This is a genomic window from Clostridium lundense DSM 17049, from assembly GCF_000619945.1.
Classification (GTDB): Bacteria; Bacillota; Clostridia; order Clostridiales; family Clostridiaceae; genus Clostridium_AO; species Clostridium_AO lundense.
In genome coordinates, this window is the sequence record NZ_JHVC01000001.1 from 28,889 (window position 1) to 43,468 (window position 14,580).

General features: G+C 27.8%; 16 protein-coding genes. 12 read left to right on the top strand and 4 right to left on the bottom strand.

Translation table 11 applies throughout. The annotated features are described in order from the left end of the window. The first annotated feature begins 167 nt into the window (after window positions 1–167). A complete protein-coding gene (locus T514_RS27475) occupies window positions 168–290 on the top strand; it encodes a hypothetical protein (RefSeq protein WP_278246500.1) in 123 nt (40 codons plus the stop codon). A 33-nt stretch (window positions 291–323) separates the two neighbouring features. Continuing rightward, window positions 324–410 (top strand): helix-turn-helix domain-containing protein, encoded by an 87-nt coding sequence (locus T514_RS27660; protein WP_423219340.1) that lies wholly within the window; start codon window positions 324–326, stop codon window positions 408–410. A gap of 248 nt (window positions 411–658) precedes the next feature. Here the strand turns inward: T514_RS27660 and T514_RS0100185 are convergent, their stop codons facing one another. Beyond that, window positions 659–1,162 (bottom strand): SMI1/KNR4 family protein, encoded by a 504-nt coding sequence (locus T514_RS0100185; RefSeq protein ID WP_027622924.1) that lies wholly within the window; start codon window positions 1,160–1,162, stop codon window positions 659–661. 456 nt (window positions 1,163–1,618) lie between these two features. Between T514_RS0100185 and T514_RS0100195 the strand changes: the two genes are divergently transcribed. From T514_RS0100195 to T514_RS0100220, 6 genes are all read left to right on the top strand, one after another. Beyond that, the gene (locus T514_RS0100195; protein WP_027622925.1) at window positions 1,619–2,509 is read left to right on the top strand and encodes an alpha/beta hydrolase family protein; all 891 of its coding nucleotides are present in this window, start codon (window positions 1,619–1,621) and stop codon (window positions 2,507–2,509) included. A gap of 320 nt (window positions 2,510–2,829) precedes the next feature. Then, complete coding sequence (locus T514_RS0100200) at window positions 2,830–3,240, top strand: hypothetical protein (protein ID WP_027622926.1); 411 nt, start codon at window positions 2,830–2,832, stop codon at window positions 3,238–3,240. A 192-nt stretch (window positions 3,241–3,432) separates the two neighbouring features. Further along, entirely contained in the window at window positions 3,433–4,101 is a 669-nt protein-coding gene (locus T514_RS0100205) for a response regulator transcription factor (RefSeq protein ID WP_027622927.1), read from the top strand. After that, window positions 4,098–5,126 (top strand): sensor histidine kinase, encoded by a 1,029-nt coding sequence (locus T514_RS0100210; RefSeq protein ID WP_027622928.1) that lies wholly within the window; start codon window positions 4,098–4,100, stop codon window positions 5,124–5,126. Before T514_RS0100205 ends, T514_RS0100210 begins: the two co-directional genes overlap by 4 nt. 113 nt (window positions 5,127–5,239) lie before the next feature. After that, window positions 5,240–6,007, top strand: coding sequence for an ABC transporter ATP-binding protein (locus tag T514_RS0100215; RefSeq protein WP_027622929.1), 768 nt, complete (start codon window positions 5,240–5,242; stop codon window positions 6,005–6,007). Next, a complete protein-coding gene (locus T514_RS0100220; RefSeq protein WP_027622930.1) occupies window positions 5,997–8,225 on the top strand; it encodes an FtsX-like permease family protein in 2,229 nt (742 codons plus the stop codon). The genes T514_RS0100215 and T514_RS0100220 overlap by 11 nt, the downstream gene beginning before the upstream one ends. A gap of 118 nt (window positions 8,226–8,343) precedes the next feature. Here the strand turns inward: T514_RS0100220 and T514_RS0100225 are convergent, their stop codons facing one another. The 3 genes from T514_RS0100225 to T514_RS0100235 form a co-directional block, all read right to left on the bottom strand. Continuing rightward, window positions 8,344–9,195, bottom strand: coding sequence for a CPBP family intramembrane glutamic endopeptidase (locus tag T514_RS0100225; protein WP_027622931.1), 852 nt, complete (start codon window positions 9,193–9,195; stop codon window positions 8,344–8,346). Window positions 9,196–9,466: 271 nt separating this feature from the next. Next, the gene (locus tag T514_RS0100230; RefSeq protein WP_034867788.1) at window positions 9,467–9,943 is read right to left on the bottom strand and encodes a macro domain-containing protein; all 477 of its coding nucleotides are present in this window, start codon (window positions 9,941–9,943) and stop codon (window positions 9,467–9,469) included. Window positions 9,944–10,084: 141 nt separating this feature from the next. Next, the gene (locus T514_RS0100235; RefSeq protein WP_027622933.1) at window positions 10,085–10,405 is read right to left on the bottom strand and encodes a TfoX/Sxy family protein; all 321 of its coding nucleotides are present in this window, start codon (window positions 10,403–10,405) and stop codon (window positions 10,085–10,087) included. 304 nt (window positions 10,406–10,709) lie between these two features. On the opposite strand from T514_RS0100235, the gene T514_RS0100240 reads away from it, so the two are divergent. From T514_RS0100240 to T514_RS0100255, 4 genes are all read left to right on the top strand, one after another. Continuing rightward, on the top strand, window positions 10,710–11,552 hold the full coding sequence (locus tag T514_RS0100240; protein WP_051541650.1) for a TraX family protein: 843 nt from the start codon (window positions 10,710–10,712) through the stop codon (window positions 11,550–11,552). 187 nt (window positions 11,553–11,739) lie between these two features. Beyond that, the gene (locus tag T514_RS0100245; RefSeq protein WP_027622935.1) at window positions 11,740–12,231 is read left to right on the top strand and encodes a M26 family metallopeptidase; all 492 of its coding nucleotides are present in this window, start codon (window positions 11,740–11,742) and stop codon (window positions 12,229–12,231) included. A gap of 336 nt (window positions 12,232–12,567) precedes the next feature. Continuing rightward, window positions 12,568–13,281: a response regulator transcription factor gene (locus tag T514_RS0100250; protein WP_027622936.1), complete on the top strand. Its 714-nt coding sequence runs from the start codon at window positions 12,568–12,570 to the stop codon at window positions 13,279–13,281. Then, window positions 13,282–14,526 (top strand): sensor histidine kinase, encoded by a 1,245-nt coding sequence (locus T514_RS0100255; RefSeq protein WP_051541652.1) that lies wholly within the window; start codon window positions 13,282–13,284, stop codon window positions 14,524–14,526. It abuts the gene before it with no gap. The last annotated feature ends 54 nt before the right edge of the window (window positions 14,527–14,580 follow it).

Sequence of the window (14,580 nt, forward strand, 5' to 3'; positions counted from 1 at the left end):
CAGTTAATCGATAGCAAATGTATTGTTACTTGATACAATGTGCTACCAGATTATATTAACTGCACCGAATAGTTGATTTCTTGTGTCCACATTATGAGTTCACCTACTTTCATATAAACAAAATTCTTGGCTTCAGAAGGAGTTTTACTCCTTAGAAGTCGTTATCCATGGACGTAGCCAGTCTTTATCCCAACTTTGAAGAAGATGGAAGTATTAGAGCGGGTAGTCATCGTATCAATGGATTAACTTTAGAGCATAGAGGTGATTATGTAAATAATTGTTTGTATTAAAATACCAGTGTAAAATAATTATAACATACTCTTATGCTGTTGTTAGAAAAATTATTATATCTGCGTAAAAAAGCAGGTTTATCTCAAGAAGATGTTGCTGAAAAATTAGGTGTATCTTGACAAACAATAAGTAAATGGGAAACAGATCAAACAGTTCCTAAACTTATCAAAGCAAAATTATTAAGTCAATTTTACAAGGAAATATCCCAGTTATACGATGCCTTTAAAGATGAATTTGTCTTTAACGATACAAACACTGTTTTGATTTTAAAAGATATTCTTTATCAAAAATATAAAATGTTAAAAAAGAAAAACAAGTAATAATTAAAAAAGCTTAGTTTTTAATTGTTAGTTAAATCTAAGCTTTTTTAATATTTTAACTTAAAGTTCTCAAACCATTCCTCAAAAGGACCTATGTGCACTACTTCAACACCATCATCTCCATTCATACTGAAAACATGTCCCTTTAAATCTCCTGATAATACTAAAATCATTTCATAAGCGCATCCTAAGCTTAATATTGGTATCCATCCTTTAATTAAAGCATCTAGTTCATACCATTCAGGTTGGCGGTTTTCTTCTAAATATATATTTCTATCCAATGTAAAATATATATCATAACCACCATACGTACCCAGTTTTCGTGCATCGGACATTTTCCTTACCATTTCCATATCTATTGGAAAATCTTCGTTTAGCCTAACTTCATTCATTTTATATTCATGCCATTTCATTGTCAGTTTCATATACTTAGCTATAGTATTTAAGTCATACAATTTGTTATCACCTTGCATTAATGCATTTATGTATGCTTCTGGAAGTTTAATATTGTATTTATTCTCAAAAGCATATATTTCTTTTTTATCAGTCAATAAATTCACCTACTTTTATTATTTAAGACTTCAGCTGAATACGGTACTTATAATATTTATAAATTGAATATGTAACATGAATTTAGCTAGTTTTAAGAGAATATTATATAAGTTTTATAAATTATAGCATATTATTACCATGATTTATATATAATTGCTAATATTTCTGCTTTTAATAGTTTTTCATATTTAATTCATAATTTATTGTAATTATAAAGAGTAAGTGAAAATTATACAGGAAATTTGTCTTAATTTGTTGTAAAAATTGGTATTGCTGTGATATAATTAACTGGTGCATTTTTCATAAATTATATAACTTAGGTATAGGAGGGGAAATATTATGTATGAAATTATTAAATATGGTTCTGTTGGAATTTCTATTATAGGTATAGTAGCTTGTTTTGTTATACTACTATCTGGAAAAAAGAAAAAGAATTAGAAAGCAAAGGAGAATTTATGAATAAAAAAGCTTATAGTATTTTTACCGTAATTTTAATGTTATCAATATTTTTCATAGGTTGTTCTAATAGTAAGCCGCCTAAAATAGATAAATTTTCGGGATATTATGATAAGGATATACAAACTTTCAAATCATCTTTTGTGAAAAAAGCCCCTTCAATGGATGAATATGAAAAGCAAGCTCCTCCATCATATGTTTCGCAAGTTGCATATGAGTCTAATGGATTAAAATTAAGGGCGTGGGTTTTAAATGATCCAAAGAAGGGGGACAAATATCCAGCTGTGGTTTTCATGCATGGTGGATTTGCATTTGATAAATGGGATTGGGAAGTTGCAGAGGAGTATATTAATCGTGGCTATGTAGTTATGACACCTATGGTTCGTGGTGAAAATGGAAATCCAGGTAATTTTGAATACTTTTATGGGGAGGTAAGAGATTGCATAGCTGCTGGAAAATATTTAGCTAACCTTCCTTATGTTGATAAGGATAATATATTCTTAATGGGGCATAGTGCAGGGGGGTCTTTAGGAGTTTTAGCATCAATGTTGGATTCTCCATATAAAGCTATTGCTACTAATGGGGCATCCTATGGTACTGAAATTTATTTTGAACAGAAAAAAGATCGTATACCATTTGAATATAATAAAGATGAAATACACATACGTTCATCTTATGAATATGCAAATAGTATAAAAACACCTGTTTATGCTTTCGTAGGGAAAGAAGATACAGGAATACTGTACTTATCAAAAGAATTTGAAAAGAAAGCAAAAAAATTTAATGTACCATATAAGCTAACAGTTATAGCAGGAGATCATAATGGTTCATTAGATGAAGCTATACAGCTAAGTGCAGATATATTTGATTCATATGTGAAAAAGAAATAGGTTTCAATTAGATTACATTAATTGATATTTTAAGGGAAGTCATTTTAGACTTCCCTTAAAATATTTTGGTTATATTAATATATATGAATAAAAAGCATACACATGAAACGTCAGTTAGGAAACCATCTCAATTCGTCAATAATATCATATTTATTATTAATTATATTTTATAATGATGCTGAATTTCAAATTGTAATGATAATAAAAATAAGTCATTAGGGTAAAATAATAGTAAAAGATACCTTATATAATAAATATTACAAGACATAACTATTGTAGACCTATTGGAGTTTTATTATATATAAGAAGGAGGTGGGTATATGAAAAAAATGTTAATATTTATATCTCTAATACTTAGTTTAAGCATCTACCTTAGTAATTATCATAATGTGCCTAATGATGGAGTTAATACAATAAGTATACAGGACTTTAATTATGTAGAGATAATAAAAAAAACCCCCAACAAGGAGAGTTCAGTAAAAACTAGCAGAAAAGAATCGTTAGAAGATATAGCTAAATTTATTGATTCTTTAGATATAAAATCTACTAAAAAAATGATAGATGAACCTAAAGTAGATTACAAGTATGACTTTAGATTTTCGGGTAAAGGGAAAAGTTATATAACTTTTTATGGAAATTTAATTAGGTACAATGGTATTTGGTATAATATTGGAGGAAACATAGATGACAAATTAAATTCTTTATTTGATTCGCTGGCACAAGGAATATAGTTAGAAATATTTACCAATATATGAGATTCTGCCAGCCATGGTAAATGCATTTATTTCCCTAATTGTGTACTGAATTATACTGATAAAATAGTTTGATTATAGACTACATAGATTATATATAGTACTATGTAAAATAAGTAAAATAAAGTTTTCTGTGTATATATAAACAAAATATGAAAAGGGGAATTTACCATGTATAAGATTTTAATTATAGAAGATGACAGAACCATACGAGAAGAATTAACCTCTGTTTTATTAAATAATGGATATGAAGTATACATAACTACAGATTTTACAAGTGTTTTAGAGAATGTAAAATCTTACACACCTCATTTGATATTACTTGACATAAATTTACCATATCAAAATGGATTTACCTTATGTACTCAAATACGCTTATTTTCTACTGTTCCCATTATTTTTGTAACGAGTAGAGATACGGATATGGACGAACTTAATAGTATTACTTTGGGTGGGGATGATTTTATTAGGAAACCATATAATATTTCAATTTTATTGGCACGAATAGGGGCTATTATAAAACGATCATATCTTACAGATGAAGTATGGGAAGTTCCACGCCATAAAGGAGTGACATTATTAATAGAAGGAAGTAAGATTGAATATAAGGGAAAATACGCAGAGATTACAAAAAACGAACTAAAGATTCTTTTGTTGCTTTTCAAAAATAAAGGAAAGGTTGTTTCTCGTATGGATATTATAGACTACCTTTGGGATAATGAATTATTCGTTGATGACAATACATTGAGTGTTAATATTACAAGAATACGAAGTAAACTTGAGCAAATCGGAGTACAGAATTTTATTATAACAAAGTACAAACAGGGGTATATGATATGAAATTATACAATTATTTATATGATAAAATTTATATTGTTCTTTTAAATGTTATTTGCATGGTGGCATTATCTTTTTATATAGGTGAAATAGGAAATAACTATAGTGAAATCATTTTGCCATTGATTGTGTGGACAGGCATTTTATATTTTACCATGTTAGTAGGATATTTTAAAAGAAAAAAATATCTACAAAATCTTTTAGATATAGCAGAAAATTTAGAAGAAAAATATTTAATTGCAAGTGTTATGGAAGAGCCAATGAAAGTAGATGATGTTGTTTATCAGAAAATTATTAGATTAAGCAATAAATCTATGCTAGAAAAGATTGCTAAAGTTAAACACGAAAGAAAAGAATATAAAGATTATATAGAACAATGGATACATGAGGTAAAGACACCAATTGCAGCTATGAAGCTTATCTGTGAAAATAATCGTTCTGATATCACAAGAAAGCTACTTGAGGAAGTAGAAAAGTCTGAACATTTTGTTGAACAAGCCCTTTTTTATGCAAGAAGTGAGAATGTAGAAAAAGATTATATTATTAATGAAATATTTTTATCAGATGTTGTACGCAGAGCGGTAATGGATAATAGACAACTAATTATAAATAATAATGTTGAAATAAAAATAGAAAACTGCCAATATACTGTTTTTACAGATAGTAAATGGATTCAATTTATTTTAAATCAGCTTATTTCTAATTCTATAAAGTATAAAAATGAGGACAACTCTATTTTAAAATTTTATGCAAATGAAATTTCAAGTGGTATAGAATTAGTTATTGAAGATAATGGTATTGGAATAGATGAATGTGATATACCACGAGTTTTTTATAAAGGGTTTACAGGAAAAAATGGTAGAAACCGTGAGAAGACAACGGGAATAGGATTATATCTTTGCAAACGTCTTTGTGACAAATTAGGACTACAAATTAATGTTACATCACAAGCCGATTTATATACAAGAATAATTATTTCATTTCCCAAAGGTGAATTTATAAAAGTGGCAAGGTCAAGAGATTCTTAGGTTCCAGTGGAGTTTGCTTAAGAGAAATTCTTTCATTTTTGTAAGACATTTTGTAAGATAATTTGATACATTTAATAGTTAAAATATATTATAGTAATCACGAGGTGATGGAAATGAAAGAGATATTAAGATTAGATAGTATCCAAAAATACTACGGAACAAAAACAAATATTACAAAGGCAATAGATGATATAAGTTTTTCTGTAAATGAAGGTGAATTTATTGGTATTATGGGGGCATCAGGTTCTGGAAAAACAACTCTCTTAAATTGCATCTCTACAATTGATACAGTAAGTGCAGGACATATTTTCCTTGATGGAAAGGATATTACTGAAATTAAAGATAAAGAAATTGCTAGATTTCGTAGAGAAAATTTAGGGTTTATTTTTCAGGATTTTAATTTACTTGATACTCTTACAATACATGAAAACATTGCATTTGCGCTTACCATAAATAAGATCCCTATAAAAAAAATAGATAACAAAGTATTTAATATTGCAAACCAATTAGGGATTGGCGATATTTTAGATAAATTTCCTTACGAAGTATCTGGTGGGCAAAAACAACGTTGTGCCTGTGCTAGAGCTATTGTGAACAAGCCAAAACTTATACTAGCAGATGAACCAACCGGAGCACTAGATAGTAGGTCATCTCAAATGTTGTTAGATACAATTCAAAGTATGAATAAAAAATTAAATGCTACGATTTTAATGGTAACACATGACGCTTTTTCAGCTAGTTATTCTAAGCGTATTTTATTTTTAAAAGATGGACTTATATTCAGCGAATTAATACGCGGAGATAAAACTAGGAAACAGTTTTTTGGTGAAATTCTTGATGTTATGGCTCTACTAGGGGGGAATTTAAGTGATGTACATTAAGCTGGCATTTCGTAATATGAGGCGTTCTACAAAAGATTATTTAATTTATTTAATAACCATAACTATATGTGTAGGATTATTCTATTCTGTTATGGCTGTTACTAGTCCTTACTATACAGCTTCATTACCTGAAGAGTACAATCTTTATATGTTAAAGAAAATTATGCAGCGTGCGGTACCCGTCATTACAACCATTCTTTTGTTCCTTATTAAATATGTAAATAATTATATGATAAAGAGAAAGCAAAAGGAATTTGCAATACAGACTATAATGGGCATGGAGCAAAAGACAACAGCATATTTATTTTTTCTTGAGACAATTATTATGAGTTCACTAGCTATTGTTTGTGGTATTTTTTTAGGAACATTTATATCTCAATTTATTACACTAATTGTAATGAACTCTTTTGGGGAGAAATATAAGATAAGTTTTTCTTTATTTTCAGATACTATAGCTATTACTTTATTATTTTTCTTAATAGTGTTTTGCATCATTGGTATTGCTAACATAAGAACCATAAAAAAAATTAAAATAATTGATATGCTTAATGCTAATAAAAAAACAGAAGTGGATGGTTTTAAAAATGATAGAACTATGCCAGTTTTTATAACAATTGGTATAATTATAACGATTATAATGATTATAACAGGAGTAATTGTGTTTAATAAATTTTATGATAGTCGTTTAGAAATTTGGGTAAGAATTATTTTTTTCGGCGCATTGATATGGCCTATTATCTTTATACTTTTCTGTAGCCTGTATTCTTTTATGAAAAAAAGAAATAGGTTAATAAGATTTAGTGGTTTAGTTGGAAGTCTGTCAGTTATAGGTATTATAATTTCAATATTTGCAACTGAAATGTACTTTTTTATAAGTTCAATTGATTCTGTAGATAAGTATTTTAATAATTGCTATATAGTAGCAGCTTTATTTTTTTTAGTATTTTTTATATTTGGTTTATATTATTGTATTTCAGATTTGATACAGATTGTAAAGAGTAGATATAAAAATATTAAGTATAAGGATGAAAATCTATTTTTATTTGGGCAGCTTTCAGCAAAACTTAAGACAAATTCAAAAACTATGGCTATTATTACAATTACTTTAATATCATCTATAGTGACATTAATATTATCAACCACCATGTCACAGTGGGCAAAAGGGTATTTAGATGAACGTGCAGTATTTGATATACAAATATTTAGTAATTATAATGATGTTGAAAAAATAGAAAATCTACCAAATAAGGATTATGGATTTGTGGTAGATTATTTAAATAAAAATGAGATTAAAATAAAAGATTTTGTGCAAATAGAACTGTATTTTATTAATGATTACGATTTTTATAGAAGACTGAGGACAGATTTTCCCATATTAGGTATTTCTCTTTCTAATTATAATTATCTTAGAAAAATGGCAGGCTTAAATGAAATTAAATTACAAGAGAATAGTTTTGCAACACAATGGCATAGTACTGTATCTTCTCAGAATATTAATGAATTTTTAAAAGATAAAAAGTATATTACTATTCAAAACAGCCCATTAAAAATTTCAAAAACACCATATTATCAAGTATCATTAGGGGAAACTTTGTATAATTCTTATACAGATGTTATATATATTCTTCCTGATAATGTATGCAAAAATCTATTGGTGGCAAATACAAATTTTTATGTTAATACTAAAAAAACACTTTCCTATGATAGAGCAATGGAGCTAGTAAAGTATGTTATAGGTTATTCAGAAAAAATAGATAAAGTTACTAAGAATAGTACTAATATAAATATAAAAACCCTTCAAATAAATGAAGGAATCTCAGGTTCTCTTACTTTTCGTTTACTTTTAACATATTTAGGAGTTATTTTAATTATTATGTGTTTAACTGTATTGTCATTACAACAATTAGCAGATTCCACAGATTTTAAGTATAGGTTTAATGTACTTAAAAAGTTAGGTGTTGAAAATACTTCTATAAATAAAATTATTTTAAAACAAATGGCTGTATGGTTTGGTTGTCCAATATTAGTTTCATTTTTAGGATCTGCAATTATAATAGCATGTTTTGTTAAAACTAGTTTCAGACAATTAGTTACTTATATTGGATTAGGGACATTAACATATAATATTTTTATAAAGTACAGCGTTATAATAATTCTTTTATTATGTTACTTTATTGCTACATTGGTATCTTTTAAAAGGAACATTAGCATTAAATAGGCTCATCTATATTAGTTAAGTTTCTTAGTATTTTTGTAACCTAATATAGTTTTTTATTAAGTAATGGATAGGGGTGTTATATTAGCACTTCTATCTTTTGTCAAAAAGAATATTAAAATTATGGGGTATACTTATTTCGCATATTCACATATTTAGGAAGCTTTCTGCTTTGAAATCTACCATAGATAAGTAATCCAATAATTAAAATACAATTTATGAAAAAAACAATAATACTTCCCTCAATGCCGCTCTTGCCACCTGAAATTAAGTTGCTTCCTGATATTGTTGTTTTGAAAATTATAGGATAATCATTTGGTAAAGATACAATACCACATAGTCGTCCAACTGAATTCCAAATAAAATGTATTAAAATTGAAGCTCCTAATCCTTTTTTATATACTACAACTAAAGATAATAAAATACTGGTTGTAACTATATTTATTAAAGCTAAAAGTCCAGCATGGAATGCAACGCCGTGCATAAATGTGAAAATGATAGTTGTTATAATTATGGCAACAGGCAAATTATATTCTCTATTTAATAGAGAAAACATATAACCACGCACCAGTAATTCTTGCATAATTGTATTTAGAAATATAGCTAATATCCATATAAAAAGATTAGGTGGATAGGTTATTTTTTCAATATGTAAAATATCCATTCCTAAAGCAACCAGTAACACCATCCCAATCCATAATACACCTACTACAATTCCGAATATTATAGTATCAATGGAATTTTTGAAGATAGGAATTTTAATAGTATTTTTTCTTTCAACTATTTTTGCAAAAATAATTGTCATTAAAATCGTCACTATTAGTGGTGCTGTTTCCCAATACAAACGCAATAAATAATCCTTATTGGAGACAAACTCTGGATATTCCCAAACTGTTAGCAGGGTTACTATTGTGATACTCCAACAAAGAAAAAATATAATCACTTTTCCAAAGTTTATAAAGGTTTTCTTCATTTAATCACTCTCTTTCTTAGGTTAATATTACATAAAGTTTTCCAGGTATGAAGTAACTTCAATATAAAGTTTACCAAATATATAATTAAATGTAAATGTTAGTTAAAATTTAAAAGAGTAATAATATTATTAAGGCTGCTGATAAATATATTTTGTCAGCAGCCTTATAAGAAAAGCTTTATAATTATAATGTTGCAGAGGATTTTATTTTTATAAAAGAAAGTGTATTTAAAAAGATAGGGTTTAATTAGTTATATTAAGAAAATATAAACTAATCAAGATCATACACAAACACATCAATATTTCTATGGATAAGATTTTGATTAATTAGTGGTTCAATAAGTCTCCATTCTCCACCAGCTAAACCACAGCCTATTCTTGGCATATGAACACTTGCATGTATTTCATTAGCTTTATCTCCAACTTTTTTTAAGCATTTATCAATAGCTTCATATCTAATTGGAGGAACAGACTTAGTTCCCTTTATCCCTCTTTGTCCAATCATATTTGCAACAATAATATCTGAATCTACTTCTACAAACTGGACTTCACCAAGTTTAAAATCATTCCCAGATTTATACCAATTGCGATATTCCTGTTCAGGTTTTAGCCATCTTTTTGATAGTGCTAAAACAAAACCTTTTCCCCAACCACCTATATCGTTGCAAACATGAACAATAATTTTCTTTCCTTCAGCTTGAGGGTTTGTTGCGTCACCTTTTATATAATTTATTTCTTTTTTCTCCATTGTATCCTCCCTGTAAATAACATATTATCAGCTTTTTATTAAACAATTTTTATAGTTATCATAATATCTTGTTCTAAATTTTATATTCGAAACAGAAACAGAATCCCTGTATCGTAATGTTACTTTTAGAAATGACCTTGATTATTTTTCCTTTTTAGGTTTTGGCATTGGCAGTTCTTTATAAGTTGCAGACACGACTTCAGCCAAATATTCTCTATTATCCAAACATTCAATTAAAAAAGATGGTTTTGCACCTTTATAGGCAGGGGCTTCTACCACTTCATGTAATAAGTCTTTACCACTTTCAGTTTTCTTTAGGAAAAATTGATCATCACATATTAATCCTATTATTTTTCTATTACAGTACACGCCATAATCACCAAACATCTTCCTGTAAGTTATAGTACCAGCACCACTTATTTGATCACAAACATATTCTACAAATTCTATATTTGAAGCCATATTCTTTCTACCTACTTTCATGGATTATAATTTTTATCAGAAGATAAGAGCTCTGTTTATTTAATTTTAATTATATCATAATTTATAAATATAGTTATTTACTTGTTCCATATGAAATTTATGACTATCAATTATTTTTTTGGACAAACTTTATAAAATTTTTATAATTAGATGTTAGATTATATGTAGAATTTATCCTATGACTACCCGCTCTAATCCCCCCATCTTCTTAAAAGTGGAAGTAAAGAGCGGCTACGTCATCGGATAACGATTTCTAAGAATTATTTGATATGGAGGAATTAAAATGACTTTAGAAATAAGCAAAAAAGGAATTACTGGATTTCAAGTTAAATTATTAGCTCTTATATTTATGGTATTTGATCATATTCATTATTTTTTTGAATTTACAGGTAAGGTGCCTGTTGCATTTTCTTGGATTGGGAGATTAGCTGGTGGGTTATTTTTATTTATGATGATAGAAGGATATACTCATACTTCTAATAAGAAAAAATATTTCTTAAGAATTTATTTAATATCAATTGGAATGGGAGTTGTAAGATTTTTAATGGAAACTATTCCGCAATTTCGAAGAGGAGATGGTTTTTATGCTATGAATGGAATACTCTCTACTTTTGTTATACTTATGGTTATGTTTATGGGTATTGATTATTTTAGGGAAAAGAAAATATTTAAAGGATTGCTATTTTTTATGGCACCTTTTGTTATACCATACATTATTGGACCATTTTTAGCTTATATTTTAACAGATTCTTTAAGAATTTATGCAAATATTTTATTTTATACAGTTTTACCAGCGCCTTCTATAGTTGAAGGTGGTATTTATGTTATTATGTCTGGCCTTATACTATATATTTTTTACAAAAATAGAAAGGTACAGTTAACAGCTTTTGGACTATTTCAGTTTTTATGGATGACTATAATACCAATTTTATTTATAAAACCTATTAGTTTAAGACTTATGTTTACAGATTACTACGAATGGATGGGTGTGTTTGCTGTAATTTTTATGTTTTTATATAATGGAGAAAAGGGTAAATCTATGAAGAAGTTATTTTATATATTTTACCCAGCTCATATTTATATATTGTATGGATTATCTATTTTACTTTATAACTTGAGATATTGATTAGGAGGAGTGCTAGGACATACCTTTAAAACACTGCATTGACATAAATTGTAATGACAATGTATAATTAATTAACTTGTACAAGAATATTTTCCCATTAGCCGAAATGAAGATACTTAAAATAATAGGTACTGCAATGAATACAAGGTCATCTCATTACTAATTCGTTTTAAGGCAGGTGTGTAATATGAAATCCTTATTTAGGGGATTGCTAGTACTATTACTAGGGATAATGACAGTTATAAATACTGGAGTAGTAAGTGCTAAAACATTAAAAACTACAGATATGCAAACAACAACTATAGGTAAAAAAACTTATTATATGGTTAAGACAGAGGAACAACTTCGCGAAATTGGAAAAGGTAAATATACAATGTCATATAATTATATCTTAGATGCAAATATTTCCCTAACACAAGAATGGGTAGCTATTGGTGATGATAATAATCCTTTCACTGGTTCATTTAATGGTAATGGTTTTACAATTAGCAACTTGAAGACTACTAATAAAACAGCAAAATATATTGGTTTATTTGGATATGTTGAAGAGGGAAGTATTTACAATGTAACTCTTAAGAATGTTGATATTGATTCTGCTGGTGGCAAAGGAAAGCATGTTGGTGCGGTGGCAGCTTTATGCTTGGATGGGAAAATATATGATAATGTGGTAACTAAATAAATTTATTGTATTCAAGCATAAGCGGCTAATGGGGTACAAGTTACCTTATTTTTGGTAACGTAGATACTGGTGCTAAATATATATTGAGAAATGATATAGTAATATTGTAAGCTAATTATAATATATAACTAAGGGAAAATAGGAGAGTTATGTGAACACTCCTATTTTTTATTATGTGAATAAATGAACAAAATTTATTTAGCATTTACAATGTTCAATGAAGTAATAGCAGATTGATATTATTTCTTTAAGCAAATATAATAAATAGTAAAAAAGACTTCCTACAAAGGGAAAAAGTGTGTTGAAGGACATTTTAGTAAAAAGTGGGGGATTAAAATGAGGGAAACAAAATGTATAAATATATTGCTTGTTGAAGATGATATAAGTTTAATTGATGGTTTGGAGTATTCTTTGACAAAGGCTGGATTCAATTTGAACATTGCACAAACAGTTTTAGAGGCCATGGATTTATTATCTAAAAATAAATTTGATTTACTCATTTTGGATATTACTTTACCTGATGGTACAGGATATGATATTTGTAAGAATGTTAGAAGAAATTCAACTGTTCCCATTATTTTTCTTACAGCGTTAGATGAGGAGATTAATATAGTTAAGGGCTTAGACATTGGTGGTGATGATTATATTACAAAACCATTTAAATTAAATGAACTTATTTCTCGAATTCAAGCTTTAATAAGGCGGTCTAATGTTTTTCAAGCTAAGCCAACCACTCTTGAGTCTAATAATATTTTAGTGAATTTATTAGAAAATAGAGCATTTAAAGATGGACAAGAAATTGAAGTTACTTCCGTTGAATATCGTTTATTATGTTATCTTATGGAAAATGAAAATAGAATTTTGACTAGGCAACAAATACTTGATTATCTTTGGGATAATAACGGTGACTATATAGACGATAATACTTTATCTGTATATATTAGAAGATTAAGAATGAAGATTGAGAAAAATCCATCCAACCCTAAAATATTATTAACAGTACGTAGAATGGGGTATAAATGGAAAAATGAAAACAATGGGGTGAAGTAGTTGGATTTCATAAGGGATAGGATTAATAGATTTTTAGTAATTGGTATTTTTATTTCACTTATTTTTTTATGGAGTAGTGGATTTTTTATCTTTTCACAAAATGTAAATAGTATGAAGGGGACAATAGTTAATAATGATGCTGAGATGGCTGGATATTTATTAGAACAAGGCATGTCTCCAGCTGATGTAGCTAAAGTTATTACTTCTGAAAAAAGTGAAGTGCAAATTGAAAAGGGAAAAAAGTTATTGAAATCTATAGGTTATAAAAGTGATATGAGAAATACATATTTGCCTAGTATCAAAGAATTTAATGAAAATAACAAACATAATTTAGTTTTTTTTCTTGTTATAGTATCTATTACCCTTTTAATTTTAATAATAGCTTATTTGAATATGCAAAGAAAAGCTATTATTAAAGCTTCAAATGTTATTCATCAGTATATAGAAGGAGATTTTTCAGTAAGATTGGATAGTGAGAAAGAAGGGACGTTTTCGCAGTTTTTGGGATCTATTAATGAAATGGCCACCATGCTATACACTCACTTACAAAAAGAAAAACAAATGAAAGAATTATTAAAGGGAATAATATCAGATATTTCTCATCAATTAAAGACACCTATTTCTGCATTAAAAATGTACAATGAAATTATAATTGATGAATATGATAATCCTGATACAATAAAGAGATTTACCATAAAATCTAATCATTCTATAGAAAGAATGGAGTTATTAGTATTAAATTTATTAAAGATGGCGAAATTGGATACTGGAATTATGGATTTTGAAAAAAGAAAGGAGAATGTTTTATATATTATCCAAGATGCAATTGAACCTCTCCAAATAAGAGCTAAAAATGAGCATAAGAAAATTTACTATAGTGGTGATAGTAATATTTCATTAATATGTGACCGTGACTGGATGATTGAAGCAATTGGAAACATAATTAAAAATGCACTAGATCACACAATATCAGAAAATACCATCAGTATTAATTGGAGGGAAAACCCCATTTTTATAGAAATAAAGATTGTAGATAATGGGGGAGGAATACATCCAGAAGATATACATAATATATTTAAACGGTTTTATAGAAGTAAATATTCAACAAATCGTGATGGTGCTGGACTTGGATTATCCCTTGCTAAGTCTATTATAGAAGCTAATGGGGGTAATATAACAGTTAGCAGTAAATTAAATGAAGGAACAGAATTTACTCTTACATTCATTAAGCTTACAAAAAAGTAAGATTAGATACACTTTAGAGTAAGAGTAATTTGTTATTCTACCAGTAAAGGAAGG